This is a genomic window from Pseudomonas sp. W3I7 (assembly GCF_030816095.1).
GTDB lineage: Bacteria > Pseudomonadota > Gammaproteobacteria > Pseudomonadales > Pseudomonadaceae > Aquipseudomonas > Aquipseudomonas salomonii.
Map to the genome: position 1 here is coordinate 3,631,652 of NZ_JAUSXP010000001.1, position 25,706 is coordinate 3,657,357.

General features: G+C 61.8%; 25 protein-coding genes and 1 pseudogene. 14 read left to right on the forward strand and 12 right to left on the reverse strand.

The genetic code is table 11. The annotated features are described in order from the left end of the window. From QF043_RS16645 to QF043_RS16655, 3 genes are all read right to left on the reverse strand, one after another. Positions 1 to 573, reverse strand: coding sequence for a cytochrome b (locus QF043_RS16645; RefSeq protein ID WP_307419399.1), 573 nt, complete (start codon positions 571 to 573; stop codon positions 1 to 3). A 133-nt stretch (positions 574 to 706) separates the two neighbouring features. Next, entirely contained in the window at positions 707 to 1,249 is a 543-nt protein-coding gene (locus QF043_RS16650; RefSeq protein ID WP_307419400.1) for a putative natural product biosynthesis protein, read from the reverse strand. Between the two features lie 62 nt (positions 1,250 to 1,311). Continuing rightward, positions 1,312 to 1,695: a DUF2946 domain-containing protein gene (locus QF043_RS16655; RefSeq protein ID WP_307419401.1), complete on the reverse strand. Its 384-nt coding sequence runs from the start codon at positions 1,693 to 1,695 to the stop codon at positions 1,312 to 1,314. Between the two features lie 180 nt (positions 1,696 to 1,875). On the opposite strand from QF043_RS16655, the gene QF043_RS16660 reads away from it, so the two are divergent. The 4 genes from QF043_RS16660 (at position 1,876) to QF043_RS16675 (ending at position 5,890) form a co-directional block, all read left to right on the forward strand. After that, positions 1,876 to 2,484, forward strand: coding sequence for an SCO family protein (locus tag QF043_RS16660; RefSeq protein ID WP_017134494.1), 609 nt, complete (start codon positions 1,876 to 1,878; stop codon positions 2,482 to 2,484). Next, on the forward strand, positions 2,484 to 2,960 hold the full coding sequence (locus QF043_RS16665) for a copper chaperone PCu(A)C (RefSeq protein ID WP_307419402.1): 477 nt from the start codon (positions 2,484 to 2,486) through the stop codon (positions 2,958 to 2,960). Before QF043_RS16660 ends, QF043_RS16665 begins: the two co-directional genes overlap by 1 nt. A gap of 295 nt (positions 2,961 to 3,255) precedes the next feature. After that, entirely contained in the window at positions 3,256 to 4,884 is a 1,629-nt protein-coding gene (locus tag QF043_RS16670) for an argininosuccinate lyase (RefSeq protein WP_307419403.1), read from the forward strand. A 91-nt stretch (positions 4,885 to 4,975) separates the two neighbouring features. Next, positions 4,976 to 5,890 (forward strand): LysR substrate-binding domain-containing protein, encoded by a 915-nt coding sequence (locus tag QF043_RS16675; protein ID WP_307419404.1) that lies wholly within the window; start codon positions 4,976 to 4,978, stop codon positions 5,888 to 5,890. Here QF043_RS16675 and QF043_RS16680 read toward each other — a convergent pair. Beyond that, positions 5,844 to 6,779, reverse strand: a complete 936-nt coding sequence (locus QF043_RS16680; protein WP_307419405.1) for a LysR family transcriptional regulator — start codon at positions 6,777 to 6,779, stop codon at positions 5,844 to 5,846. The genes QF043_RS16675 and QF043_RS16680 overlap by 47 nt on opposite strands. A gap of 86 nt (positions 6,780 to 6,865) precedes the next feature. On the opposite strand from QF043_RS16680, the gene QF043_RS16685 reads away from it, so the two are divergent. Then, positions 6,866 to 7,897 (forward strand): NADP-dependent oxidoreductase, encoded by a 1,032-nt coding sequence (locus QF043_RS16685; protein WP_307419406.1) that lies wholly within the window; start codon positions 6,866 to 6,868, stop codon positions 7,895 to 7,897. Here QF043_RS16685 and QF043_RS16690 read toward each other — a convergent pair. Further along, positions 7,884 to 8,213: a DHCW motif cupin fold protein gene (locus QF043_RS16690; protein WP_307419407.1), complete on the reverse strand. Its 330-nt coding sequence runs from the start codon at positions 8,211 to 8,213 to the stop codon at positions 7,884 to 7,886. The genes QF043_RS16685 and QF043_RS16690 overlap by 14 nt on opposite strands. 140 nt (positions 8,214 to 8,353) lie before the next feature. On the opposite strand from QF043_RS16690, the gene QF043_RS16695 reads away from it, so the two are divergent. After that, positions 8,354 to 8,836 (forward strand): HIT family protein, encoded by a 483-nt coding sequence (locus QF043_RS16695; RefSeq protein ID WP_307421418.1) that lies wholly within the window; start codon positions 8,354 to 8,356, stop codon positions 8,834 to 8,836. 1,665 nt (positions 8,837 to 10,501) lie between these two features. On the opposite strand, the pseudogene QF043_RS16700 reads toward QF043_RS16695, so the two are convergent. Then, positions 10,502 to 10,621, reverse strand: a pseudogene (locus QF043_RS16700) (GNAT family N-acetyltransferase); the annotation flags it as partial. A 174-nt stretch (positions 10,622 to 10,795) separates the two neighbouring features. Between QF043_RS16700 and QF043_RS16705 the strand changes: the two are divergent. After that, complete coding sequence (locus QF043_RS16705; protein ID WP_017134555.1) at positions 10,796 to 11,131, forward strand: hypothetical protein; 336 nt, start codon at positions 10,796 to 10,798, stop codon at positions 11,129 to 11,131. Here the strand turns inward: QF043_RS16705 and QF043_RS16710 are convergent. Beyond that, positions 11,121 to 12,734, reverse strand: a complete 1,614-nt coding sequence (locus QF043_RS16710; protein ID WP_307419408.1) for a hybrid sensor histidine kinase/response regulator — start codon at positions 12,732 to 12,734, stop codon at positions 11,121 to 11,123. The genes QF043_RS16705 and QF043_RS16710 overlap by 11 nt on opposite strands. Before the next feature lie 96 nt (positions 12,735 to 12,830). Here QF043_RS16710 and QF043_RS16715 point away from each other — a divergent pair, with 96 nt between their 5' ends. After that, positions 12,831 to 13,433, forward strand: a complete 603-nt coding sequence (locus QF043_RS16715; RefSeq protein ID WP_177023839.1) for a response regulator transcription factor — start codon at positions 12,831 to 12,833, stop codon at positions 13,431 to 13,433. Here the strand turns inward: QF043_RS16715 and QF043_RS16720 are convergent. Beyond that, positions 13,430 to 13,864, reverse strand: coding sequence for a GNAT family N-acetyltransferase (locus QF043_RS16720; RefSeq protein ID WP_307419409.1), 435 nt, complete (start codon positions 13,862 to 13,864; stop codon positions 13,430 to 13,432). The two genes, QF043_RS16715 and QF043_RS16720, sit on opposite strands and share 4 nt — an antisense overlap. A 222-nt stretch (positions 13,865 to 14,086) precedes the next feature. On the opposite strand from QF043_RS16720, the gene QF043_RS16725 reads away from it, so the two are divergent. The 4 genes from QF043_RS16725 to argE are packed head-to-tail and all read left to right on the forward strand — an operon-like array spanning position 14,087 to position 17,698. Beyond that, positions 14,087 to 15,418 (forward strand): flavin-containing monooxygenase, encoded by a 1,332-nt coding sequence (locus QF043_RS16725; RefSeq protein WP_373460702.1) that lies wholly within the window; start codon positions 14,087 to 14,089, stop codon positions 15,416 to 15,418. A gap of 21 nt (positions 15,419 to 15,439) precedes the next feature. Then, on the forward strand, positions 15,440 to 15,850 hold the full coding sequence (locus tag QF043_RS16730; RefSeq protein ID WP_003207327.1) for a RidA family protein: 411 nt from the start codon (positions 15,440 to 15,442) through the stop codon (positions 15,848 to 15,850). 10 nt (positions 15,851 to 15,860) lie between these two features. Beyond that, positions 15,861 to 16,538, forward strand: coding sequence for a DUF1028 domain-containing protein (locus QF043_RS16735; RefSeq protein WP_307419412.1), 678 nt, complete (start codon positions 15,861 to 15,863; stop codon positions 16,536 to 16,538). Positions 16,539 to 16,552: 14 nt separating this feature from the next. Then, positions 16,553 to 17,698, forward strand: a complete 1,146-nt coding sequence (gene argE / locus QF043_RS16740; RefSeq protein ID WP_307421419.1) for an acetylornithine deacetylase — start codon at positions 16,553 to 16,555, stop codon at positions 17,696 to 17,698. A 540-nt stretch (positions 17,699 to 18,238) separates the two neighbouring features. Here the strand turns inward: argE and QF043_RS16745 are convergent. Then, positions 18,239 to 19,150 (reverse strand): LysR substrate-binding domain-containing protein, encoded by a 912-nt coding sequence (locus QF043_RS16745; RefSeq protein ID WP_010171799.1) that lies wholly within the window; start codon positions 19,148 to 19,150, stop codon positions 18,239 to 18,241. A 250-nt stretch (positions 19,151 to 19,400) separates the two neighbouring features. Between QF043_RS16745 and QF043_RS16750 the strand changes: the two genes are divergently transcribed. After that, a complete protein-coding gene (locus tag QF043_RS16750; RefSeq protein WP_307419413.1) occupies positions 19,401 to 20,816 on the forward strand; it encodes a cytosine permease in 1,416 nt (471 codons plus the stop codon). A 122-nt stretch (positions 20,817 to 20,938) separates the two neighbouring features. Here the strand turns inward: QF043_RS16750 and QF043_RS16755 are convergent, their stop codons facing one another. From QF043_RS16755 to QF043_RS16765, 3 genes are all read right to left on the reverse strand, one after another. Continuing rightward, positions 20,939 to 21,481 carry a hypothetical protein gene (locus QF043_RS16755; protein ID WP_307419414.1) on the reverse strand — a complete coding sequence of 181 codons (543 nt, stop codon included), beginning with the start codon at positions 21,479 to 21,481 and terminating at the stop codon, positions 20,939 to 20,941. 350 nt (positions 21,482 to 21,831) lie between these two features. Further along, on the reverse strand, positions 21,832 to 23,337 hold the full coding sequence (locus QF043_RS16760; RefSeq protein ID WP_307419415.1) for a sensor domain-containing diguanylate cyclase: 1,506 nt from the start codon (positions 23,335 to 23,337) through the stop codon (positions 21,832 to 21,834). A 183-nt stretch (positions 23,338 to 23,520) separates the two neighbouring features. Then, positions 23,521 to 24,414, reverse strand: coding sequence for a LysR family transcriptional regulator (locus QF043_RS16765; RefSeq protein ID WP_307419416.1), 894 nt, complete (start codon positions 24,412 to 24,414; stop codon positions 23,521 to 23,523). Positions 24,415 to 24,508: 94 nt separating this feature from the next. On the opposite strand from QF043_RS16765, the gene QF043_RS16770 reads away from it, so the two are divergent. Further along, positions 24,509 to 25,672 carry an MFS transporter gene (locus QF043_RS16770; RefSeq protein WP_307419417.1) on the forward strand — a complete coding sequence of 388 codons (1,164 nt, stop codon included), beginning with the start codon at positions 24,509 to 24,511 and terminating at the stop codon, positions 25,670 to 25,672. Positions 25,673 to 25,706: the final 34 nt, after the last annotated feature.

Genomic DNA, 25,706 nt, shown 5'->3' on the forward strand with positions numbered 1-25,706 from the left:
CTAGCGCCATAACCGACGGGCGCCTCCTGCCATGCGTCGCAACACCTGTGGGTTACCGCACAGGTAATGCACGATCACCATGCCGATATGCCCCACAATCAACACCAGCATTGTCCAGCCCAGCAAACTATGAAAGTCGCGCCCCAGGTCAATCATCCACTGGATTTTTTCGCCCTCGAACCCCGCCATTATCGGCATGCCAAACGCCGAAAACTCACGACCGGAGCCGTACTGGCGTACCAGCCCGATAAAGGGGATCAGGAACATCAGCGCATACAGCACAGCATGCCCGACAGCCGCCGCACGGTTGATACTCGGCGGGCGGTTGTGCCGGTTCAGCAGGTTCCAGCCGGCTCGCAGTATCAGCAGCACCAGCAACAGCAGGCCCGCCGATTTGTGATACGGCCATAGCCACTTGTCCAGCGCGGAATCGGAGGACAAATAGTGGACAACCGCCGAGCAATAACTCCAGGTAAACACGATTGCCATCAGCCAATGCAAGGCCCGGCTGACCGGATCGTAGCGGTCGCTCGCGCAGAAGGAATGGGGCATCTCATCAGAAGTTTTCGTCATCTCAGCCTCTTATTAGTCTGTGCATTACATAGACCGTAAAGATGGCATTCCCGGCAAAAAAATAGAATTGATGAGGATGCCCGCACGAAACATCAGGCCGTTTCCTACGAGATTTTGGGACGCTCTTAGGGTCTTACGGCACCGGCAACCAGCCGCTGAAACCGTTTTTGGCCAGCGGGCACCAGGCAAAGTCGCCTGACGGGTTGGGCAGTAGCTGATGCTCAAGGCCCGTCAAGACGTCGCCCTTCCAGTCGAATACCCTTGCATTTCGCCAGGCCAGGACCACGCCTTGGGCCTGGCTTTTATCGGCACTGATCCAACGTGCCGCCGCGGCCGCCATAAAGGCCTCGATCGGTTCCTCATCGATGCGCGCCCGATACGAAGACGCCAACAGCCAGCGGCACACATTCAGGTGGTAGGTCCAATCCTGGGCGACCTGGTTGCGATAGGCCCAGGTCATGAAGCTGCGGAACAGGTTCAGGCCCTCTGGCGGGTCGAGTTTGAGCAGCGCCGGGCAGATATCGAACAAGGTGTGCCAATACGGCAGCAGGCGCGCATCCAGGTGCACGAAGCAGCGCGAGTTGCTGGGGTATTCAGGGCGCAAGGGGTCGGCGTGCAAACGCCGGGATGCCTTGCTGACCAGGCGGCTGGCGCCTGCTGGCAATGGTGGGTTCATGAAACGTACTCACAGTCGTGACGATAGAACGCCTCCTGATCACAGGAAGCCCAAGGCACACGTCAGAAAGTGGGGGAAGCGCGAGGGTTGGCCGACGGCCACGAATAGCGGGGTGGGGCTTTGTTGCGCCGTTCATGGGCCGGGCGTGGGGTTTGCCCAAGGCCGAGCAGCCAGGCCAGGCCGATCATGAACACGATGGCCACGGTCACGGCCGCGCACACCGGGCAGGCAAAGTAGTTCGAGATGTTGCTGGAGGCCGTATTTGCCAACCCTTTGTCGGAAAGCGGCGCCTGGCTGCCGTCCACCGAACAGAACGCCCCGCCGATACCATTGAGCTGCAGGCCCATCATCTGCCCATGCCCCAAACCGCAGACGAACAGGTTCATCAGCACGCAGAAGTACAGGGCCCAGGCGATCAGTGAACGGTCGGGGTGGCTCAATTTCATGGCGGCGACTCTACCACCGAAGCCGCAAAAGGATGAAGCGCCACGCGCCCCTGTGGCAGAACGTCGCAGATTACGTGGGCTGGCCGGGGTTGGTAGACTGTGCGCCCGCATCATTACTCCTTTTCAAAGCCTGAACTGTCGATCCAGAGCAATGCAGGCGTTTCACAGGATGCACAGTTGATGAGTACGTTATTCACCCGCCGCAAAGTGCTGACCGGTATGGGCCTGCTGGGCCTGGGCAGCCTGCTGGGCGGCTGTGACTACAGCCCCAAGCTGAACTTCAAGTACGGCAAGGACCTCAGTGACAAGATCATGGGCCGCACCTTCAAGCTCAAGAACACCGACGGCGAAACCGTCACCCTGAGCTCGTACCGTGGCCTGATGCCGGTGGTGTTCTTCGGCTTCACCCAATGCCCGGCCGTATGCCCCACCACCCTCGCCCGCGCCGCCCAGGCCAAGAAGCTGATGGGCCGCGATGGCAAGATCATGCAGGTGGTGTTTATCACCCTCGACCCCGAGCGCGACACGCCCGAATTGCTCGACCGCTACGTCAAGGCCTTCGACCCCAGCTTCGAAGCGCTGTACGGCACCCCGGAAGAAATCGCCGTGGCCGCCAAGGAGTTCGGCATCTTTTATGAAAAGATCCCGGCCGGAGACACCTACACCCTGTCCCACACCTCCACCAGTTTCGTGTTCGACACCCGTGGCAACCTGCGCCTGGGCCTGTCGGCATCCCTTACCGCTAAAGAGTGCGCAGAAGACCTGCTCACCGTCATGGAGGTCTGCTAATGACTGCCGTTCAAACCCTCAAGCGCCTGACATTCGGCCTCACCCTGCTGGGCCTCGCGGCGCACGCCAGCGCTCAGGTACAGGTCAGCGACGCGTGGGTACGCGCAACCGTGGCGGGCCAGACCTCCAGCGGCGCGTTCATGACCGTCACCGCCGACAGCGACAGCAAACTGCTGAGCGTGAAGTCGCCTGTGGCCAAGGACGTGCAGATTCATGAGATGAGCATGAAGGACGACGTGATGCGCATGGGCCCGGTGGATTCGGTGGCCCTGCCTGCCGGCAAAGCGATCAAGCTCGACCCGGAGGGCTACCACGTGATGCTCATGGGCCTCACCGGCCAGATCAAGCAAGGCGACGTGGTGCCGCTGACCTTGACCATGGAAAACGCCAAGGGCGAGAAGCAGACGATTGAAGTCAAAGCCCCGGCCCGCGCGCTGACCGACATGGGTGACATGGACCACAGCAAGATGCACTGAGAACCGCTGATGAAGGTGGGAGCTGGCTTGTCGAATCGTCGCACCGCTGCGATGCAAACACCTCGGTGTGTCAGGTAGACCGCGTTGATGCCATCGCAGGCAAGCCAGCTCCCACAGAAAGCAGTTCGCGGCGCGCACGAATCTGCTTCTGACCTTGATCTGGCAAGCACCATCAGCCATATCCAAAACCTCTGCCATCAACACTTTCTATATATTTTCAATCTACCCGCACACCCGCTAGCCTGATTGCGCCGCAACGACGGCCCATAATGCCAACAATAAATCAGGTGCCCCCGTGAACAACACATCTCCCCAACGTGCGGTGAAAAGCCTGCTTTCCCTCGCCGTGACCTTTGCCCTGTGCAACAGCCTCAGCGCCTATGCCGCCAACACCGGCGAGTTGCCCTGCACCACCACCGAACAATGCGCGGCCCAGGCGGCCAAGGTCGGCGCCACGCCCGACAGCTCGCAAACCGAGCACAAAGCCAAGGGCGACCACACCCAGACCCAGTTCGCCTGGCTCAACCGCATCAACAAAGCCTCGATCGTGATGCTCACCGAAGCAGGCATCGTCAAACCCGAGATGGGCCAGAAGATCGCCGGCGGTGTGCGCTACGCCATCGCCCAGGCCGAGCAGCCCGGCGGCACGCGCCCCAGCGATGTGCTGCAACTGGAAAAAATCATGACCGACAAGATCGGTCCCGAAGCCTCCTTGATCCACTCCGGCCGCAGCCGCCAGGACATGCTTGCCACCTACCGCCTGGCCGCCCTGCGCAGCCAGGTGCTGGCCTACAGCGAAGCGCTCAACGCCACGCGCCAGCGCTTGCTGAACATTGCCGACAAAAACGTCGACACCCTGGTGCCCGCCTACACCAACGGCGTGCAGGCCATGCCCATCAGCTATGCGCATTACCTGCTGGCGTTTGAAGCCGCTTTCGACCGCGACGGCCAGCGCATCCGCGAGCTGTACACGCGCTTGAACCAGAGCCCGATGGGCACCGCCGTGCTGGCGAACTCGGCGTACCCGCTGAACCGTGAGCGCCTGGCCGAACTGCTGGGTTTTGATGGCGTGCGCGAAAACTCGCTGGATTCCAGCCAGGTCTCGACCTATGACATTCCCATCGAAGCGGCCAATATGGCGTCTTCGTCCGCCATCCGTGTGGGCGCGATGATTGGCGATATCCACACCCAGTACCATCAGATCCGCCCCTGGCTGTTGCTCGATGAGGAAGCCACCTACACCAGCAGCGCCATGCCGCAAAAGCGCAACCCGGGCTTGCTGATGCGGGCACGTGAGAGTGCCTCGGACGTGGTGGGGCTGGCCCAGGCCGTGACCTTGCGCGCGCATAACGTCACCACCGGCATGACCGACTACAAGTTCGCCTTCGACTCGCTGGGCGTGTTCCGCTCGACCCAGGAAATGTTCCACAGCCTCGACGCGGTGCTCGACGCGCTGCAGATCAACCCGCAGCGCGCGCTCGAAGAACTGGAGTCGGAATGGACCACCTCGATGGAGCTGGCCGACACGCTGGAGCGCCAGTACAAAGTGCCGTTCCGCATCGGCCACAGCTTTGCCTCGCTGATCGTTACCCAAGCGCGCAGCAACGGCGCCACGCCGAAGACCTTCGCCTATGCCGACGCGCAGAAGCTGTATAGCCAGGCGGCGGACAAGTACAAATGGACGCCCAACACCCTGCCGCTGGATGAAGCGGGTTTTAGAGCGGCGCTGTCGCCCACCAACATGGTGCAGACCCGCAAGGGCACCGGCGGCCCGCAGCCGCAAGAGGTCAAGCGCATGCTGGTGGAGGCGCGCAAGACGCTGCAGGCTGATCAGCAGTGGCTCAACGAGCGGCGTGAAAAGCTCAAAGGCGCCGAAACCCATCTCGACCAGGCCTTCGATAAGCTGGCCGACAGCAAACGCTGAACGGATTGTGGTGGTCGCAGGCTTTGGGCATATTGACGGCCGGGCCGCTTGCGGCCGCCCACCACTGCGTCTTGTCACGGGATAGGCCACCATGGAACTACGCCATTTACGCTATTTCATCATGGTGGCCGAAGAACGACATTTCACCCGCGCCGCCGCACGCCTGAACATGCAACAACCGCCCCTGAGCCAGCAGATTCGCGCCCTGGAGCAGGAGCTGGGGTTCGAGTTGTTCAAACGCCACCCCAAGGGCGTGGACCTGACGGCCGGCGGCCGGGTGTTTCTTGAAGAAGCCCAAGCCATTCTGGCGCGTGTCGAGCATGGCGCAGTCAAGGCCTCTCGCGTGGCCCAGGGCATCGAAGGCACCCTGGCCATCGGGTTCACCAGTTCGGCCGCCGCCCACGCGCTGATCCCACGCATCATCCGCGCCTACCGCGAGCGCTACCCGGCCGTAGAGCTTTCGATCAATGAAGGCAGCGCCCGGGAATTGACCGAAAACGCCATCGAAAAACGCATCGACGTCGGCATCCTGCGCGCCCCGGTCAGCACCCATCAAAGCCTGAGCTTCCACCGCCTGCTCAACGAAGAAATGCTGCTGGTCCTGCCCACCGGCCATCCGTTGCTGGACGCCGCCGGCAGCGCCATCCCACTCATTGCCCTCAAGGACGAACGTTTTATCCTGGTACGCCGCCCCGGCGCGCCGGGCATGTACGCCAACCTGATCACCGCTTGCCAGAACGCCGGTTTCGAACCCAAAATCGCCTTTGAAGTGGAACGCATGCTGACCAACGTCAGCCTGGTAGCGGCGGGTGAAGGCATCTCCGTGGTGCCCGCGTCGATGCGCGATGTGCACCGTGACAGCGTGGTGTATTGCCGAATCAAAGACGCCAGGCCCAAGCTGCTGGCGCCGATTACTTTGGTGCGGCGCACGTTTAATCCGTCGGCGCCGTTGCAGAATTTTATTGGGCTGGCGCGCGAGTTGGGGGCGCTGTATCGCAAAGGCTGAGACCCTTCACCCTCGGTTGCGTCATCAAATGAAACCCCTCGCTGAGCAATTCGACCGTGGCACGGATGCTTTCGGTCTGGCGCGGCACTGCGAACAACCCGTAGTTGACGCTCAATGTGGCGTTGCCAGCGGGTGCCAGCGCAATCACGCGCATGGTGTGCGGGTTGATATTGTCGGCGGGCAACAGCGCAACGCCCAGACCGTTTTCGACAGCCGCGCTGATTACGCCGACGTTCGGGCTGGTGACTGTCACACGAAAGTCGCGACCCGCCGCCAGTAATGCGTCGAACATCAAGCGCCGCCATGCGCAAGGCTCGGCGTACACAATCACGTCCAGAGGCAGCGCCGGATCGACTTCATCGTCAATCGCGCACACCCAATAAAGCGGCACATTCCAGGTGCGCACCGGGTCGGCGGCGAATACCGAGCTGACGCCGATGGCCACATCCAGCAGGCCGTCGTGCCAGCGCTGCGCTAACGCATCGCCGTGATCCACGGTGATATCCATGTGCATATGCGGGCAGGTGCGGCGCAAACGGCCCAACGCCGCCGGCAAGGTAGTGACCGCCACGTCTTCGGACAAGCCCACGCGCACAGTGCCGATCACCGTACGCTCCTTAAGGCGTGTGGCGACCGCTTCACCCAGGGCCAGGATGCGTGTGGCGTAGCTGAGCAACAACTCGCCCTCGGTGGTGGGCACCACGCCACGCCCGGTGCGGCGCAGCAGGCGTTGCCCAAGCACCTCCTCCAGACGGCGAATCTGCGCACTCAGGGCCGATTGCGCCCTGCCCGCCTGCAGGGCGGCGCCACTCAGGCTGCCGTGGTGGCACACCGCGACGAAAGTGCGCAGCAAATACGGTTCGAAGGCATCGGATATCATGTTTGGCATAACTCTGAATCAACTGCTATGAGCCTACCTTGATAGCTTGCCGATGGCTACGCTGCTCAGCCTGTTCAATCAGTGAGTGATACGCCATGAACCACATCGAAAACACACGCATCGTTTTGGCCGCACGCCCCGACGGGCGCCCGAAAACCAGCGACTTCCGCCTGGAACATTCAGCTATCCCCGAGCCCGCCGACGGCGAAGTGTTGCTGGAAAATCTCTACCTGTCCCTCGACCCCTATATGCGCTGGCGCATGAGCGCGGCCAAATCCTACGCCGAGCCGGTGGGCATTGGCGAAGTGATGGTGGGTGGCACCGTCGCGCGCATCAAACAGTCGCGCCACAGCGATTGGCATGAAGGCGATACAGTGCTGGCCTACGCCGGTTGGCAGCGTTTCGCCTTATCCAACGGCCAGGATTTGCGCCGCCTCGACCCCAGCATCGCGCATCCCACCACGGCTCTCGGTGTACTCGGCATGCCGGGGTTTACCGCCTACGCCGGGCTGCTGAATATCGGTAAGCCAAAACCGGGCGATACCGTCGTGGTGGCAGCGGCCAGTGGCGCAGTCGGCTCGGTGGTCGGCCAGATCGCTAGGCTGCAGGGTGCCCGCGCCGTGGGGATTGCCGGCGGCGCCGACAAGTGCGCTTTCGTGAAGGATGAACTGGGTTTTGATGCGGTCATCGACCACCACGCCCCGGACTTTGCCGAACAACTGGCCAAGGCCTGCCCGGACGGCATTGATGTGTACTTCGAAAACGTCGCCGGGCCGGTGTGGGACGCGGTACGCCCGCTGCTCAACGACTTCGCACGGGTTCCGGTGTGCGGGCTGATCGCCCACTACAACGACGGCGCGATCCAGCACGCAGAGGCCGACCGACTGCCGGCGACGATGCATGACATCCTCGCCAAGAGCCTGACGGTGCGCGGGTTTATCCAGACCGAATTTGTCGACCAACAACAAGACAGGTTCTTGCAGGAAGCTGCGCAGTGGATCGCCGAGGGCAAACTGAAATATCGCGAGGACATCATCGACGGCTTGGCCCAGGCACCTGAAGCGTTCATCGGGTTGCTGGAGGGACGCAATTTCGGCAAGCTGATCGTGCGCCTCAATCCACAATAAACAGCTTCGCGCCACTGTGGGTGGATGAGCGATGGCCTTCCATGTCATTGCCCACCTGGTAACTCATCCCGGCCGTCAGCGTGAACTGGCGGCCGTCTTCCAATTCGGTGTGCAATTCCCCTTCCAGGCACAGCAGAATATGCCCGCGCCAACACCAGTGATCGGCCAGGTAACCGGGGGTGTACTCGACCATGCGCACGCGGGTGGTGCCGAAGTTGCAGCTACGCCACAGGGCACTGCCGGTAATGCCTGGGTGAAGTTCGGGCTCGACAGTGGACCAGTCGGTGGTGCCAAACGGGACAGCGGTCAGTTCCATGGGGGGCTCGGTCGTCAGTTAACGTGGCACGACACTATCCCCCTGGCACACGCAGCGACAGACACAGATCACCAGCTTTTGTGAAATACAGCCGCCCATGCTTGTTATCCTGCCCGCCCGGCTCTCATGGACGCATGCGCATGCAGATCGACCCCGCCTTCATCCTTCATGAAACCGAGCACTGGTTGCTCAACCATCATCTGACCTCAAAGCTGCCGGGCTACCTGATGCTGGGCGCCAAAGCCCCGATCGACTCCCTGGCTGCTATGCCCGAGGCTGCGCTGGCCGAGTTGGGTGGCCTGCTCGCCAGAACCCAACGGGTGATGGAAACGCAGCTGCGACCGAAGTGGCTGTATATCAGCCGCTACGGACACATGCCGGGCTTCCCGCTGCACTTTCACTTCATCCCGGTGCATGACTGGGTGGAGCAGGCGTTTTGGCGGGATGAGCGCTATCGGGTGCTGCAAGGTTTTGGCTCAAAGGACCAAGGGCTGACCGATGGGGCTGAGCTGACGTTGTTCGTATGGCGCGAATTTGGCGAGAGCCTCACGCCGCCGTCCATCCAAGGTCCCACCGTGGAACAGGTTATTCAAACACTGCGCACAGCCTTCGGCGCCGGATGAAATCAACGGTGGAAGCTCTCGAGCCCCGGCGAGGCTGCGAAGGCGGCGGTACAGGCGAAATATTAGCTGCCTGACCCACCGCTTTCGCAGCCTCGCTAAAGCTCGACAGCTCCCACAGGGGATCGGCTGTGTTGGTTAGGTCTCAGTTCGCAGGGCCATCGCGCCATACACAAATCCCACCAGCGCAGCAGTTCAACTGTGGGAGCTGTCGAGCCCCAGCGAGGCTGCGAAGGCGGCGGCACTGGCGAAACACAAGCTGCCCGACCCACCGCTTTCGCAGCCTCGCTAAAGCTCGACAGCTCCCACAGGGGATCGGCTGTGTTGGTTAGATCTCAGTTCGCAGGGCCATCGCGCCATACACAAATCCCACCAGCGCAGCAGTTCAACTGTGGGAGCTGTCGAGCCCCAGCGAGGCTGCGAAGGCGGCGGCACTGGCGATACACAAGCTGCCTGCCCCACCGCTTTCGCAGCCTCGCTGAAGCTCGACAGCTCCCACAGGGGATTGGCTTTGTTGGTTAGGTCTCAGTCCGCAGGGCCATCGCGCCATACACAAATCCCACCAGCGCAGCAGTTCAACTGTGGGAGCTGTCGAGCCCCAGCGAGGCTGCGAAGGCGGCGGCACTGGCGATACACAAGTTGCCTGACCCACCGCTTTCGCAGCCTCGCTAAAGCTCGACAGCTCCCACAGGGAATCGGCTGTGTTGGTTAGATCTCAATTCACAGGGCCATCGCGCCATACACAAATCCCACCAGCGCAACCGTTCAACTGTGGGAGCTGTCGAGCCCCAGCGAGGCTGCGAAGGCGGCGGCACTGGCGACACATAAGCTGCCTGACCCACCGCTTTCGCAGCCTCGCTAAAGCTCGACAGCTCCCACAGGGAATCGGCTGTGTTGGTTAGATCTCAATTCACAGGGCCATCGCGCCATACACAAATCCCCCCAGCAACAAAGATCCAATGTGGGAGCTGTCGAGCCCCGGCGAGGCTGCGAAGGCGGCGGCACTGGCGAAATATTAGCTGCCTGACCCACCGCTTTCGCAGCCTCGCTAAAGCTCGACAGCTCCCACAGGGGATTGGCTGTGTTGGTTAGATCTCGGTTCGCAGGGCCATCGCGCCATACACACATATCCCCCAGCAACAAAGATCCAATGTGGGAGCTGTCGAGCCCCAGCGAGGCTGCGAAAGCGGCGGCACTGGCGAAACACAAGCTGCCCGACCCACCGCTTTCGCAGCCTCGCTAAAGCTCGACAGCTCCCACAGGGGATTGGCTGTGTTGGTTAGATCGCAGTTCGCAGGGCTATCGCGCCATACACAAATCCCCCCAGCGAAGCAGTTCAACTGTGGGAGCTGTCGAGCCCCGGCGAGGCTGCGAAGGCGGCGGCACTGGCGAAATATTAGCTGCCTGACCCACCGCTTTCGCAGCCTCGCTAAAGCTCGACAGCTCCCACAGGGGATCGGCTGTGTTGGTTAGATCTCCGTTCGCAGGGCTGTCGCGCCATACACAAATCCCCCCAGCAACAAAGATCCAATGTGGGAGCTGTCGAGCCCCGGCGAGGCTGCGAAGGCGGCGGCACTGGCGAAACACAAGCTGCCCGACCCACCGCTTTCGCAGCCTCGCTAAAGCTCGACAGCTCCCACAGGGTATCGGCTGTGTGGGTTAGATCTCTGTCCGCAGCGCCATTTGCTCGGCGGTGTAGGCGCCGATGCATTGGCTGCGGATGGCCAACAGGCGAATGGCGAACGCCGCTTGGGTGTCCGCTGGGGTGGCGCGTTTTATCTCTAGCATTGCTGTCTCCGTCCATGACCTCATCGTGCCATTAGCACACTTGTGCTAATCGACCCCTTTACCCGGCGGCGCTATATTCCCCGGCACTTCCAACGTTCCGCCGGCACCGCACACCTGTTGCGTGAGGGTGCATTGCGCGTTGGAAAAACCTAATAATCCCAAGGAAGAAGCATCATGAACCTGCATGCCCCCGTTACCCGTCTCACCCTGCTCGGCGCCCTGATCATCGGCGTCGCCGGTTGCAGCAACGTCAAACCCAGCGAAGACCATCTCAAGACGCTGTCGGAAACCAACCTCGGTGAACCGGTCAAGCGTATCTCCAATGTACGCAGCGACTCCATGACCACCTACTACATCGCCAGCGCCGCCTCCGGCGATTACAACTGCTCCGTGCCCAGCGGTGCCAGCGGTGGCATGTTTGCCGTGGCCAGCTTTGGCCTGATGAAGCCTGCCGCCTACTGCCAGCCCAAGGGCGCGCGGGGCAATGGCTTGACGCCGTTTAACCAGTAACCCCCGATTGGCTGAGGTCACGCAGCGTGCCGCGCAGCTCTGCAGGCCGCACCGGTTTGGAGAGAATCGCGATCTGGCGGTCGTGCAAGGCCGCCTGGATTTTCTCCACGTCGTGGCCGGTGAGGATCAGCGCCGGCACTGCCCAGCCGCGTTGCTGGCGCAGGGCGTCGATGCATTCGATGCCGGTGGCGTGGTTGCCCAGGTCGTAGTCGGCGACGATGATGTCGCAGTCGCTGGCCAGGCCCTGCCCGCTGGATTCGGCCTGCACCTCGCAGCCCCAGCGCTCCAGCAAGGCCTGGGTGGCCAGCAGCACGTTGTGGTCATCTTCCACCAGGCAGACTTTCAAACCCGTCAGCAGGCCGGCCTGGCGCGCGTCGTCGCGCGCAGCCGGTTGGCGTGGCGCTGTCGCCAATGCCAGGCCATGCAGGCTCACGGAGGTGCCATGGCCCACCCGTGATCGCAGGCTCACCTGCACCCCCATCAATTGCCCCAGGCGCTTGACGATGGACAGCCCCAGGCCCACGCCTTCGACGTCCTTGTCGCGCAGTTGGCGGACCCGATAAAACTCTTCAAAGACCTTCACCTGATGCTCCTCGGCAATACCGCGCCCCTGGTCATGCACCTCCACCGACAAGCCGCCGTCGCGCACGCGCACGCCGATCAGCACGGGCCGCTGTGCGCCGTATTTAAAGCAATTGGAGAGCAGGTTCTGCACCATCGTCGCCAGCATCGCGGGGTCGACCTGCACCCAATGCGCACACGGGCGCAGGCGCAGTTCCACCCCGGCCCAATGCGCCGCCTCGGCATGTTGGCGCACCAGGTCGGCGAGGAATTCGCCCAAGTGAACCACCTGGTACTTGGGCAACAGCCTGCCGTTGTCGAGGGTGTAAAGGTCAAGAATCGAACGGAACAGCTGCGACACGTTGAGCAGCGAGCGGTCGATATTGTCCACCAAACGCTGCTCAGCCTCGCCCAACTGCGCTTCACGCAAACAGGCGGTGAACAGACCGATGGAGTGAATGGGCTGGCGCAGGTCGTGGCTGGCCTGAGCCAGGAAGCGCGATTTTTCCAGGTTGGCGGCGATGGCTTCTTCGGAAGCCTTGCGCGTGCGCTCAAGCAAAATATGCGCGTACACCGGGATCACCGTGCTGGTGATCATCAGCATCAGCACCATAAACGGCTGCGCCTGCCACAGTGGCGTCAGCCGGTACACGATCAGCAGTGCAAGCAAGGCCAGGCCGGTGGCAATCGCCAGGTAGCGCGAACCGTAGCGCATGCCGTTGCCCAGGTTGACCCACACCATCACCGCATACAGTGGCAACGCCGGTTCGCCGCCCACCACCAGCCCGAAGGAGGTGCCGGTGTAGTCGTGGAGCATGCCGAAAATCCGCCGCGCCGGGTAATGCCCGGGCCAGCGCGCGATCACCTGGCGCAACGCAATGGAGACCAGCAGGAACGCGACGATATACAGGATCACCGGCAAGTAGGTGTCGACCGACTGGCCCGGCAAAAAGCCCAGCGCGCCAATGTAAACAATGGCGATGGCGGCCACCACGATGCGCAGGTTGGCCTGGTCGAGTTCGGAATTGGTCTCATGACTCATGGGTGACGTCCTTGTGCGGCATTCGGTCTATCCTTTACGCGCCAGAGGCTAAAGTAGCATGCCAACGCACACCCATGCCCCAGGAAGGAGCACACCATGACCGGCCGAATCATCATAGCCGACGACCACCCGATGTTTCGCGAAGGCATGCTGCGCACCGTGCAGCGTCTGTTACCCGAGGCCGTGGTACACGAGGCCGGCGACCTCGACGCGGTGCAGGCGCTGATCCGCGAAGGTGGCGACATCGACACGCTGATCCTCGACCTGCGCTTCCCCGGCCTTACTTGCATGAGCCAACTGGCCGACCTGCGCCAGCAACTGCGACGCACCACCTTGATCGTGGTGTCGATGGTCGATGACCCGGCGCTGATCGATCAGGTCATGGCCCTGGGCGCCGATGGTTTTATCGGCAAGAACATCAGCCCCGATGAAATCGGCCAGGCCTTGTTGGCGATCCGCGAAGGCGAAGTGCTGGTCAAGTTTTCTCCCTCTGGCCTGTTGCCACTGGGCACCCACACCCTCACCGCGCGCCAGCAGGAAGTGCTGCGCCTGATCGCCCAAGGCAAGACCAACAAGGAAATCGCCAAGGCCCTGGCGATCTCGCCGTTCACCGTGCGCATCCATGTGTCGTCGCTGCTGCGCAGTTTGAAAGTGCCCTCGCGCGCGGCGGCAGCGGTCAAGTATTCCGGGGAGTTCTAGGCGTTTTCATGGCCTGGGCGGGTGAATGAATAACGGTCGATATCCGTGCGTAATGCCCACCCCTGCCCTTGCCAATACGCGGCGGCATGGGTGTTGGTCTTGAACACGTCGAGGTGGCATTTGTGGATGCCCAGTGGCTCAAGCGCATTGAGGCAACGCTCGACCAGCGCCTGGGCGATGCCCTGGCGGCGATAGTCCGGCAGCACCAGCAGGTGTTGCAGGTAGCCGCGCCGGCCGTCATGGCCGCACATCACGCAAGCGATCACGCGGCCTTGGGCTTGGGCGACAAAACTCATTTGCGGGTTGCGGGCCAGGTAACGCTCGGTGGCCTCGCGGGAGTCGGCATCGCGCAGGGAAATGCCGGGGGTGTTTTGCATCAGTTCGAGTACGGCGTCGTAGTCGCCAGCCTGCATGACGCGGAGGTTGACCATGGTGATAAACCCTCTGAGTTGCGCACAAGTTTGCCTGCATCAGTACCCGCCGTGCACCCATGAATACACGAGCGGATCACCGCTTCAGCTGTCGCAGCGCAAACCAGGTGCTTTGCAGCAGCGTGTACGGGTCGCCGCTGTGAGCTTGCATCCGATATTTATGCTCACTCCAAAGCTTAATAATATTTTATTAAAAATCGCCCTCCCCCTAGCCTTGAAGCCATGCCCAAGCTGAATCCAACTGCATTACGCAAGGACAGACACATGACTCAAGCCATAACAAAAACAGACACGCTGGTAGTGGGAGCCGGTCAGGCCGGTGTGGCCATGAGCGAGCACCTGAGCAAGCAAGGCGTGCCGCACCTGGTGCTGGAGCGCAGCCGTATTGCCGAACGCTGGCGCACCGGGCGCTGGGATTCGCTGGTCGCCAACGGCCCGGCCTGGCATGACCGCTTTCCTGGCCTGGAATTTAATGATGTCGCCGCCGACGGTTTTGCGCCAAAAGAGCGCGTGGCCGATTACTTCGAAGCCTATGCCCGCAAGTTCAACGCGCCGATCCGCACCGGCGTGGACGTGACCTCAGTGGTGCGCAACGTGGGCCGCCCAGGCTTTACCGTGCACACCAGCGAAGGCGTGATCGAAGCCAACCGTGTGGTCGCCGCCACCGGGCCGTTCCAGAAGCCGGTGATTCCGGCCATCGCGCCCAAAGACAGCGCGCTGCACCAGATCCACTCCGCCGACTACCGCAACCCCGCACAACTGCCCGCCGGCGCCGTACTGGTAGTGGGCGCCGGTTCATCCGGCGTGCAAATTGCCGATGAGCTGCAGCGTTCCGGGCGCCAGGTGTACCTGTCGGTCGGCGCCCACGACCGCCCGCCGCGTGCCTATCGCAATCGTGATTTCTGCTGGTGGCTGGGCGTGTTGGGCGAGTGGGACCAGGCGGCGATGAAGCCCGGCCGTGAGCACGTGACCATTGCCGTGAGCGGCGCCCACGGCGGCAAGACCATCGATTTTCGTGAGCTGGCCCAGCAAGGCATGACCCTGGTCGGCCTCACCCAAGCCTTCGACGGCAACGTCGCGCGCTTCCAAGCCAACCTGGTTGAAAACCTGGCCCGTGGCGACGAGAACTACCTGGCCTTGCTGGATGCGGCGGACGCCTACATCGAGCGCAACGGCCTCGACCTGCCACTGGAACCCGAAGCGCGGCGCGTATTCCCGGATGCCGAGTGCATCAAAAACCCGATCCTGGAACTGGACCTGGCCAAGGCCGGTATCACTTCCATCATCTGGGCCACCGGGTTTGCCGTGAATTACAGCTGGCTGAAAGTCGATGCGTTTGACGCCGCCGGCAAGCCGCAGCACCAGCGCGGTGTGGCCAGCGAGTCGGGCATCTACTTCCTGGGTTTGCCGTGGCAGTCGCGCCGGGGCTCGTCGTTTATCTGGGGCGTGTGGCATGACGCCAAGTATGTGGCCGACCACATCGCCATCCAGCGCCAATACCTTGAATACCGTGAGCCCGCACCGGTTGCACACCCATCGCCTGTCATTGCCTGAGCACTTTTTCGGAGTTTTTTGATGCCTACTCACACTCGCATCCGCATGTTCAACACCAAGGAAACCTACCCTAACCAGAGCCTGGACAACGACCTGTGCCAGGCCGTGCGTGCCGGCAACACCGTGTATGTGCGCGGCCAGGTGGGCACCGATTTCGACGGCAACCTGATTGGCCTTGGCGACCCGCGTGCCCAGGCTGAGCAAGCGATGAAAAACGTCAAGCAACTGCTCGAAGAGGCCGGTTCGGACCTGAGCCATATTGTAAAAACCACCACTTACCTGATCGACCCGCGCTACCGTGAGCCGGTGTACCAGGAAGTCGGCAAGTGGCTCAAAGGCGTGTTCCCGATCTCCACCGGGCTGGTGGTGTCAGCCCTGGGCCAGCCACAGTGGCTGATGGAAATTGATGTGATTGCCGTGATCCCCGAATAAGGAGCTGCCCATGACCTTTTCAATCGTCGCCCGTTGCGCGGACACCGGCCAGCTCGGCATCGCCATCAGCTCCTCGAGCATCGCCGTGGGCGCCCGCTGCCCATGGCTGCGGCCCGGTGTGGGCGCAGTGTCGACCCAGAACATCACGTTGCCGGCCCTCGGCCCCGACGTGCTCGATTTACTGGAGCAAGGCCTGGACCCTGCGGCCGCCGTCGACAAAGCCCTGACCAGCAACGGCTACAGCCAATACCGGCAACTGACGGCGATTGATCACCTGGGCCGCAGCGTGCATTTCAGCGGCAGCGAAACCCTTGGCACCCACCATGCCGTGTCGGGCGAACAGTGTGTGGCGGCGGGCAATATGCTTGCCGACCGCGTGGTGATCGAGGCGATGGTGCACGCCTTCGAACACGGCGAAGGCCAACTTGCCGATCGCTTGCTGGCGGCGATGCACGCCGCCATCAACGCCGGTGGCGAAGCCGGGCCGGTGCATTCCGCCGCGCTGGTGGTGGTGGGCGAACTGACTTGGCCGATCATCAACCTGCGCGTGGACTGGGCCGATGAGCAGCCCATTGCCGAGCTGCAAAAGCTCTGGGACGCCTACCGCCCGCAAGTGCAGGACTACATCGACCGCGCCCTCGCCCCCGACCGCTCACCGGGCTACGGCGTGGCCGGGGACGAGCGATGAGCTGCAGCCGAGCGATAAGCCGCAGCCGCGAACTGCTGCAGACGCTGGTGGGGTTCGATACCACCAGTCGCGAGTCAAACTTGCAGTTAATCGAATTCGTGCGCGATTACCTCGCAGGCTTCGGCCTGGCTTGCGAGTTGGTGTACAACGAGGAACGCACCAAGGCCAACCTGTTCGCCAGTATCGGCCCGGCGCAATTGCCGGGCATTGTGCTGTCGGGGCACACCGACGTGGTGCCGGTGGACGGCCAGCCGTGGACGGTGCCGCCATTTGAATTGACCGAGCGCGACGGCAAGCTGTTTGGCCGCGGCACGGCGGATATGAAGGGTTATATCGCGTGTGTGCTGGCGTTGGTGCCTGCTTTAGTGAAAGCCAACCTGCGTATCCCGGTGCATATCGCCCTGTCGTACGACGAAGAAGTCGGCTGCCTCGGTGTGCGCTCGCTGCTCGCGGTGCTGGAGCAGCGGCCGGTGAAACCGATGCTGTGCATTATCGGTGAGCCAACCGAGCTCAAACCGGTGCTCGGCCATAAGGGCAAGCTGGCGATGCGTTGCGATGTGCATGGCGAGGCCTGCCATTCGGCGTATGCGCCCTATGGCGTGAATGCGATTGAGCATGCCGCCGAGTTGATTGGCGAGCTGGGGCGCATTGGCCAGCGCCTGCGCGAGCAACAGGACCCGCGGTTTGATCCGCCGTTCAGCACGGTGCAGACCGGCGTGATTACAGGCGGCAAGGCGTTGAATATCGTGCCGGCCGACTGCCGCTTTGATTTTGAAGTGCGCGCATTGCCGTCGATGGACCCGGGTGAAGTGGCTGAGGCGCTGCAGGCTTATGCCAGGCAACAGGTGTTGCCGCGCATGCAGGCCGTGAGTAAACACAGCGCGATTCGGTTTACCGAGCTGTCAGCGTATCCGGGGTTGGTGACGGATGAACGCAGCCAGGCGGCGGAGTTGATTACCGCGTTCAGTGGCTCGCGGGATTTCGGTACTGTGGCGTTTGGCACCGAAGGCGGGTTGTTTGATGCGGTGGGCATTCCCACGGTGGTGTGCGGGCCGGGGAGCATGGACCAGGGGCATAAGCCGGATGAGTTTGTGAGTATTGAACAGTTGGCCGGCTGTGATGCCATGCTGGCGCGCATGCTCGATTCGATTCGCGCCTGAGTCACCTCTCTACCAAACACCACAGTTCAACTGTGGGAGCGGGCTTGCCCGCGATGGCGGTGTATCCGTTGGCACACTTGCAGCTGACCCACCGCTATCGCAGGCAAGCCAGCTCCCACATTTTTTGCCCTGTGCTCCAGTCCAAACACCGCACAACCTGTGGGAGCCGGGCTTGCCCGCGATGGCGGTGTATCCGTTGGCACATTTGCAGCTGACTCACCGCTATCGCAGGCAAGCCAGCTCCCACATTTTTTGCCCTGTGCTCCAGTCCAAACACCGCACAACCTGTGGGAGCCGGGCTTGCCCGCGATGGCGGTGTATCAGGTGGCACATTTGCAGCTGACTCACCGCTATCGCAGGCAAGCCAGCTCCCACATTTTTTGCCCTGTGCTCCAGTCCAAACACCGCCAAACCTGTGGGAGCCGGGCTTGCCCGCGATGGCGGTGTATCCGTTGGCACATTTGCAGCTGACTCACCGCTATCGCAGGCAAGCCAGCTCCCACAGGTGATTTTCAGTGTTTATCAGACGGTATTTCAGGTTCAGCCAAGGAGTCTTGCGAGTTCTTCGCGGCAGTAATCCACAAACAACTGCACCGGCTTGGTCAACGGCGCCCGCCGTAACCAGACGGCGGATAATCCTGAACCGGTGACCGTTTCCGCCAACGGCACACACACCACTTTCTGCCCGTCGTAGGTGTACTCGGTAAACGGCTTGGTCACCAGAATCGAAAAGCCAAACCCACGCCCGACCATGCCGCGCACCATCTCGATGGACGGCGAACTGAACACGATATTCGGCGTCAACCCGCGCTCTTCAAAAATGCTCACGAAGTACGTCCGACTCGGCAGCACATCCAGCAAAATCATCGGCTCCAGCACCAGGTCCGCCAGCGATACCTTGGCCTGTTGCGCAAAACGATGATCGGCCGGCAGCAGCGCATACGGCTGCTGCGGCGGCATCAGCGGCGTGGTTTCGATGGTGCCGCCCAGGTCGTGCTCAAACAGCATCGCCACATCAATGCTGCCGGCCGTCAGCGCCTGCACCAGCTCTTGCTGCTCGCCGTCGCGAATGCGGATTTCCACCCCCGGCCACAGCGCCTTGAACCCCGCGATCAAACGCGGCAAATACAAGGGCGCCACCGTCTCAAAGCAGCCGATATCGATCTGCCCCGCCACCACGTCATTGTCGGCCAGGGCGTTTTGCTCGAACTCATGGGCCACCCGCAGCAACTCCAGCGCCTTGCGATAAAAGCGCGCGCCGCTGGGGGTGAGTGAAACGCCCTGGGCGTGATGGCGGATAAACAGCTGCACGCCAAAACTGTCTTCGAGCTGTTTGATCGCGGTAGACACCGACGGCTGGGCGATATACAGCTTGCGCGATGCCTCGGCGACGCTGCCGCACTCGGCCGTGGTGACAAAATATCTGAGCTGGCGCAGGTTATAGGCAGCCATCGGGACCTCCAGAAACGTGGGACTTCGCCCCAAACAAGTGCGTAAAAATCGGCTTTTTCACACTGATTCAAGACCATGCAACATACCGGAGCAAAAAAACCGGTGAGCTATATTTTTTAAGGTCTATAGCAACAAACTTACTAATTTACCTCCCTGCGCCCATTGCTGATGATCACTCCAACAACAAAGCGCCGCCTTGGCTGCGCACAGCGAAGTACGTCAACGTACTCACCTTGCCTTGGAGCTCGTCATGGTCACCACTGCAACATCCTCCGCCCCGCTTATCGAAAAACACACGATCGGATACGTGCCCCCCGAAGACCGCCATGGAAAGGTAAGAGACCTGTTCACCCTGTGGTTCGGCGGCAACATCGCGCCGTTGCCGATCGTGACCGGCGCACTGGGTGTGCAATTGTTCCACTTGAACCTGGTATGGGGCATCGTCGCCATCCTGGTGGGCCACCTGGTCGGCGGCGTGCTGATGGCGCTGCACTCGGCCCAGGGCCCGCAAATGGGCATCCCGCAAATGATCCAGAGCCGGGCGCAGTTCGGCTCCCTCGGCGCCCTGTTGGTGGTGGTGATCGCCGGCGTCATGTACATCGGCTTTTTCGCCTCCAACATCGTGCTGGCGGGTAAATCCCTGCACGGTGTGGTCGACAGCGTGCCCGTGCCCGTGGGCATCGTGATCGGCGCCATCGGCTCCGGCATCATCGGCATCATCGGCTACCGCTTTATCCACGTGCTCAACCGCATCGGCACCTGGGTGCTCGGCGCCGGTATCGTGCTGGGCTTCGGCTACATCTTCACCCACGTGCAGACCACTGATTTTCTGACCCGTGGCAGCTTCAATATCTCTGGCTGGCTGGCAACTGTGTCCCTGGCTGCGCTGTGGCAGATCGCGTTCGCGCCCTACGTGTCGGACTACTCCCGCTACCTGCCGGCCGACGTGCCTGTGGCGTCGACCTTCTGGACCACCTACCTGGGCTCGGCCCTCGGCTCCAGCCTGGCCTTTATCTTCGGCGCCGTCGCCGTGCTCGCCACCCCGGTCGGCATGGACACCATGGAGGCGGTCAAACTCGCCACCGGTGCCATCGGCCCGCTGATGCTGGTGCTGTTTTTGCTCAGCGTGATCAGCCACAACGCCCTCAACCTCTACGGCGCCGTGCTGTCGATCATCACGCTGATCCAGACCTTCGCCTACCGCTGGATCCCCACCGCCAAAAGCCGTGCGGTGATCTCCACGCTGGTACTGGCCGCCTGCGCCATTGCTGCCGTGTTCGCCTCCAAAGACTTTATCGGCCATTTCGTCGACATGGTGCTGGTGCTGCTGGTGGTGCTGGTGCCGTGGACGGCAATCAACCTGATCGACTTCTACGCGATTCACAAAGGCAAGTACGACATTGCCTCGATCTTCCGCGTGGATGGCGGCATCTACGGCAAATACAACCCACAGGCGCTGCTGGCGTATGCGATCGGGATTGCAGTGCAGATTCCGTTTATGAACACGCCGCTGTATGTGGGGCCGATTTCCGAGCACATCAACGGGGCGGATTTGTCCTGGGTGGTGGGGTTGGTGGTGACGTCGCCGTTGTATTTCTGGTTGGCGAGTCGGGACAGTGCTTACAAGCGCCGCATGGATGGGGGAAAACTGGTGAGTGGGGTTTGATACCTCCCCTCGATTGCTCCTCGCCGTAGGCCAGGGACCACAGTCTGACGGTGTGCCAATACCGCCTCGATTACGGCGGTATTGGCACCTTCAAAGGCACTCAGATGAGGGCAGTATTAGGTTTACGACAACCTGCTTTGGCGTGAAAAACCTGCGTTGAACCCAGAATCCAGATCTTTTTCGCCATGCCCAGTTTTTTCATTACCGCCGGTGGCGCCAATCCCGTTGCCTGCGGCACGAGTACCGAAACCTGAGTAGAAGCCAGGATCCAGATCTTCTGCGCCATGCCCGACTTTTTCATTACCGCCGGTGGCGCCAATCCCGTTGCCTGCGGCCCGAGTACCGAAACCTGAGTAGAAGCCAGGATCCAGATCTTCTGCGCCATGCCCGACTTTTTCATTACCGCCGGTGGCGCCAATCCCGTTGCCTGCGGCCCGAGTACCGAAACCTGAGTAGAAGCCAGGATCCAGATCTTCTGCGCCATGCCCGACTTTTTCATTACCGCCGGTGGCGCCAATCCCGTTGCCTGCGGCCGGCATACCGAAACCTGAGTTGAACCCAGGGTCCAACTGCTCTGCCCCCTTCTTCAGCTTGTCGCTTTCGACGCTCCTTGCGTCAAACTGAGGCAAGTTTATGGATGAGCTGAAACCGTTGATCGAAGACATCAATACACCTCGTAAATAGCTGGAGAGAACCCGTCGCAGGATAAAATCCTGCTGGGTCGTCTTGCAGATTACAGCGCCCAAATAAAGCCATTCAATCAGTGACTTAGGGCTAGATGTAAGCGATTTTAACCTACGCGCTCTGCGCTCACAGCGTGGCTCGCGTGACTGTAGGTGTAATCCTGAACCGTGTGATTGAACGCGGTTGTGGTGGCCATAATCGCAGGCAGATCCAAGCTTTTTGCCGATTAAAAGTCGGGGGGATCGTTGATCGGCTTCTGATGGCTACATATCTGGAAACGTAAAGTCGATCAATGCCGTCAGAGATTTTATCGACGCCGCGTAAATCCCTATCACCAGGCTCCCGTCACACACTGGTTACGACCCGCCGCCTTGGCGCTGTACAACGCCTGATCCGCCACTTCAACCAAGCCTTGCAAATCCTCCAGCTGAGCCCCTATGGCCGTCGCGATGCCGATGCTTGCTGTCAGCCGCTCGAACGGGCTGGTGTTGTGCACGATGTGCTCTTGCTCCAACCGATCGAGAATCAGCTGGGCCACCACGGCGGCGCCGTCACTGTCGGTGTCCGGCATGATGATGCCCATCTCCTCGCCACCATAGCGCGCCACCAGGTCTGACGGCCGCCTTACGCACGCCTCGAAGAGTCTGCCCACCGTCTGCAGGCAGGCGTCCCCCGCCACATGCCCGTAGGCGTCGTTAAAGCGCTTGAAGTAGTCGATATCGATCATCAGCAAGGCCAGCGTCGTGCCCTCCCGCTTGGCGCGCAGCGCCTCCCTGGCGAGGCTCTCATCAAAGCAGCGGCGGTTTGCCAGACCCGTGAGGGCATCCTTCATCGCCAGCAACTCAAGCTGCCCGTTGGAGGTGAGCAACTGCTGCTGGGTCTCACGCAACTGATCTTCCGCCTCGGTGCGCCGACGGATATCCAGGATCAAAAACCAGCCGATAAGGCCAGTAAGCCCCAGCAGCCCCGCCACCACCACCGCCGACAGCAGTGCCTCGGTGCGCCACGCGGCGAGGGCTTCGCGCTTGCCCAGCGCCACCGTGGTGATCAGCGGCAGCCGGTCGCTCTGGCGGAACGCGTAGAGTCGCTCCACGCCGTCCAGGCTGGAGGTAAACGAGGCAGTGCCGACCGACTGGTCAACCAGGTACTTGGCATAGATGGGCGACGTGGAAACGTTGCGCCCCATGTCTTGCTCGCGAAACGGATAACGCGCCAGCAACGTACCGTCGGTATGCGACAAGCCAATTGCGCCGTCCTGCCCGACATCGATCTTGCCAAACAAGCGCAGGAAGTTTTCGATGCCTAAGGTCACCGCCACCACACCGGCAAAATCACCCTGCGAATCATTGAAACGCCGGCTGATGGTCATCACCCATTCCCGATTCGACCGACTCACAATCGGCGGGCCGATAAAGATCTCGCGGGAAGGATCGTCACGGTGATGGATGAAATAGGCACGGTCTGTGCTGTTGGCGCCCGCAGGAATCGGCCGGTTGGAGGACATCAACCAGTGCCCATGACTATCGTAGATTGTGATACCACTGAGCTGCGGCATCAGCGGCTGCTGGCGGTTGACCAAGATACTCAGCCGCTGAATCTGCGCCGGCCCGCTGCCTTCGGTTTCCAGACGCTCAACCAGCCCGAGCAACAGCAGCGCACTTTGGCGCACGATGCCTTCGGAATAAGTCGACAGCGCCTGGGTAAGGTTCAGGCCATGGACGTCCACCTCCTGCAGGGCGCGATCTCGAGAGGCAAACACCTTCCAGATCGTCAATGACCCCAGGGAGCAACCGATAACAGCCAGCAAAAGCACAACCAGGTGGGTATCACGCTTCACATTGCTACCTTTGGGACCTACGGTTTTCCGTAACAGCGGACAGTGGACACCTGGGCACCGGCGGCAGCCATTCGCCCTTATTCGCGGGCAAGGATACAAGCAGTTACAAGCCGCCGCAGCAACAGATTATGCGCACGAGAACGGTTCATATTGCCGCGCCTCACGGTGGCCCCACGCAGACGCTTACAGCTGATGATGTTCGAGCAAAAAGTCCACAAACAAGCGCACCCGCGCCGGCATCGCCGCGCCGCCGACGAACACCGCGTGAATCGGCTCAACGTCGCCGGGGTTCCAGGCTTGCAGCAGCGGTATCAGCTCGCCGCGACGCAGGTCTTCGCTGACGGTGAACTCACCGATACGCGCAATACCGGCGCCCACACGCGCAAGCTGTGCCAGCGCTTCACCACTGCTGCATTCGATGTTGCCGCTGACCTTGAGGGAAAACCCCTGGCCGTCGCGCATAAACGGCCAGTTGGGTTCGGCACGCCGAAAGTTGAAGCGCAGGCAATTGTGCCGCAGCAGGTCTTCGGGTTGCTGCGGGGTGCCGTGGCGTTGCAGGTACTCGGGCGAGGCCACCACCACCTGGCCGGTTTCGCCGAGCCTGCGCGCGGTCAGTGGGCTGTCGGGCAGAAGGCCAAACCGTATCGCCACATCGGCCTGGCCGCCGAGGATATCGACCACCTCGTCGCCCAGGGTCAGGTCGACCACGATGTTCGGGTAGCGCGCACTGAAGGCGGCCACCAAGGGCACGATCGTCATACGCCCGTGGCCCAGGGCGGCGCTGACCCGCAACCGGCCCCTCGGCACGCCCTGGTCGGCAATCGCCTCTTCCACCTCGTCCATGTCGGCCAGGATACGCCGCGCCCCACGCAGGAACGCCTCACCCTCGGCGGTAAAGGTGAGCGCGCGGGTAGTGCGCAACAGCAGCCGCGTGCCAAGGCGCTGTTCGGCGCGCGCGATGATCCGGCTGACCGCCGACGGCGTGAGCCCCAACGCCCGCGCCGCCGCCGATAAGCTGCCTTCCTGCGCCACGCTGGCGAACACCAACATCTCACCCGACCTGCCGTTGAAGTCCATTTGTGCCCCTTACGCAAAGGTGATTGCCAAAAACGCCATCTACCGCCTTAAAACGTTGGATCGTAGCATTGGCGGCATAGATAAGGAGCTTTCCATGCGTATCAATCCACCTCTCGTTGCACTCGCCATGGGTGCCTTTGGCATCGGCGTCACCGAATTCGCCCCCATGGGCATGTTGCCGGGCATCGCTGCCGACCTCGGCGTCTCGATTCCCGCAGCAGGCTTGTTGGTCAGTGCTTATGCCATGGGCGTACTGCTCGGCGCGCCACTGATGACCCTGACCACCGGCAAGATCCCCCGGCGCTACCTGCTGATCGGGCTGATGGCGATTTTCACCCTGGGCAACCTGATGTCCGCCCTGGCCACCGACTACTACAGCCTGATGATCGCCAGAGTCGTGACCTCACTGAACCACGGCGCGTTCTTTGGCGTGGGCTCCGTGGTCGCCGCCAGCGTGGTCGCCCCGGAGAAACGCGCCGGCGCGGTGGCCGCGATGTTTATGGGCCTCACCCTCGCGACCATCGGCGGCGTACCACTGGCCGCCTGGTTCGGCGAACTGTTCGGCTGGCGCACCGCCTTCTGGGGCATTACCGGCCTCGGCGTCATCGCCATGGCCGCGCTGTGGTTCGCCCTGCCCAACCTCAAGGCGCCGCCACACGTGAGCGTAATGGCCGAAATCCGCGTACTGGGCCGCGGCCCGGTGCTGGGCGCATTGGCCCTTACCGTCATCGGCTCGGGCGCCATGTTCACCGTCTTCACCTACATCGCGCCCATCCTCAGCAGCGAAACCCACGCCTCCACTGCCTACATCACCGCCATGCTCGTACTGTTCGGTGTGGGCCTGACACTCGGCAACCTGTGGGGTGGCAAGGCGGCCGACCGCTCGATAGACCGCACCTTGATCGTGTCGCTGAGCGTGCTGATTGTGGTGTTGCTGGCGTTCACCGTGCTGATGCGTTGGCCGCTGCCGGCGGCGGTGGCCATTTTGATATGGGGTGTGGCCAGTTTTGCCTTGGTGCCGCCATTGCAGATGCGGGTGATGGAGGCGGCCAAGGACGCGCCTAACCTGGCGTCGGCGGTGAATATCGGGGCGTTTAATTTTGGCAATGCAATTGGGGCGGCGCTGGGCGGTGTGGTGATTAATGCGGGGTGGGGCTATCCGGCGATTTCGCTGGCGGGGGCTGGGATGGCGGGGTTGGGGTTGTTGATGGTGGTGGGGTTTGCTTGGCGGTCGAGGAGCGTGGCGGCGGTGGTGTGAGGGGTCGTCAATTATGTGTGAAGGCTAGCGGCCA

Coding starts and splice junctions, on each gene's coding strand:
- QF043_RS16645 (WP_307419399.1), bottom strand. CDS start 573: ATGACGAAAACTTCTGATGAGATGCCCCATTCCTTCTGCGCGAGCGAC.
- QF043_RS16650 (WP_307419400.1), bottom strand. CDS start 1,249: ATGAACCCACCATTGCCAGCAGGCGCCAGCCGCCTGGTCAGCAAGGCA.
- QF043_RS16655 (WP_307419401.1), bottom strand. CDS start 1,695: ATGAAATTGAGCCACCCCGACCGTTCACTGATCGCCTGGGCCCTGTAC.
- QF043_RS16660 (WP_017134494.1), top strand. CDS start 1,876: ATGAGTACGTTATTCACCCGCCGCAAAGTGCTGACCGGTATGGGCCTG.
- QF043_RS16665 (WP_307419402.1), top strand. CDS start 2,484: ATGACTGCCGTTCAAACCCTCAAGCGCCTGACATTCGGCCTCACCCTG.
- QF043_RS16675 (WP_307419404.1), top strand. CDS start 4,976: ATGGAACTACGCCATTTACGCTATTTCATCATGGTGGCCGAAGAACGA.
- QF043_RS16680 (WP_307419405.1), bottom strand. CDS start 6,779: ATGCCAAACATGATATCCGATGCCTTCGAACCGTATTTGCTGCGCACT.
- QF043_RS16685 (WP_307419406.1), top strand. CDS start 6,866: ATGAACCACATCGAAAACACACGCATCGTTTTGGCCGCACGCCCCGAC.
- QF043_RS16690 (WP_307419407.1), bottom strand. CDS start 8,213: ATGGAACTGACCGCTGTCCCGTTTGGCACCACCGACTGGTCCACTGTC.
- QF043_RS16695 (WP_307421418.1), top strand. CDS start 8,354: ATGCAGATCGACCCCGCCTTCATCCTTCATGAAACCGAGCACTGGTTG.
- QF043_RS16705 (WP_017134555.1), top strand. CDS start 10,796: ATGAACCTGCATGCCCCCGTTACCCGTCTCACCCTGCTCGGCGCCCTG.
- QF043_RS16710 (WP_307419408.1), bottom strand. CDS start 12,734: ATGAGTCATGAGACCAATTCCGAACTCGACCAGGCCAACCTGCGCATC.
- QF043_RS16715 (WP_177023839.1), top strand. CDS start 12,831: ATGACCGGCCGAATCATCATAGCCGACGACCACCCGATGTTTCGCGAA.
- QF043_RS16720 (WP_307419409.1), bottom strand. CDS start 13,864: ATGGTCAACCTCCGCGTCATGCAGGCTGGCGACTACGACGCCGTACTC.
- QF043_RS16725 (WP_373460702.1), top strand. CDS start 14,087: ATGCCCAAGCTGAATCCAACTGCATTACGCAAGGACAGACACATGACT.
- QF043_RS16730 (WP_003207327.1), top strand. CDS start 15,440: ATGCCTACTCACACTCGCATCCGCATGTTCAACACCAAGGAAACCTAC.
- QF043_RS16735 (WP_307419412.1), top strand. CDS start 15,861: ATGACCTTTTCAATCGTCGCCCGTTGCGCGGACACCGGCCAGCTCGGC.
- QF043_RS16745 (WP_010171799.1), bottom strand. CDS start 19,150: ATGGCTGCCTATAACCTGCGCCAGCTCAGATATTTTGTCACCACGGCC.
- QF043_RS16750 (WP_307419413.1), top strand. CDS start 19,401: ATGGTCACCACTGCAACATCCTCCGCCCCGCTTATCGAAAAACACACG.
- QF043_RS16755 (WP_307419414.1), bottom strand. CDS start 21,481: ATGTCTTCGATCAACGGTTTCAGCTCATCCATAAACTTGCCTCAGTTT.
- QF043_RS16765 (WP_307419416.1), bottom strand. CDS start 24,414: ATGGACTTCAACGGCAGGTCGGGTGAGATGTTGGTGTTCGCCAGCGTG.
- QF043_RS16770 (WP_307419417.1), top strand. CDS start 24,509: ATGCGTATCAATCCACCTCTCGTTGCACTCGCCATGGGTGCCTTTGGC.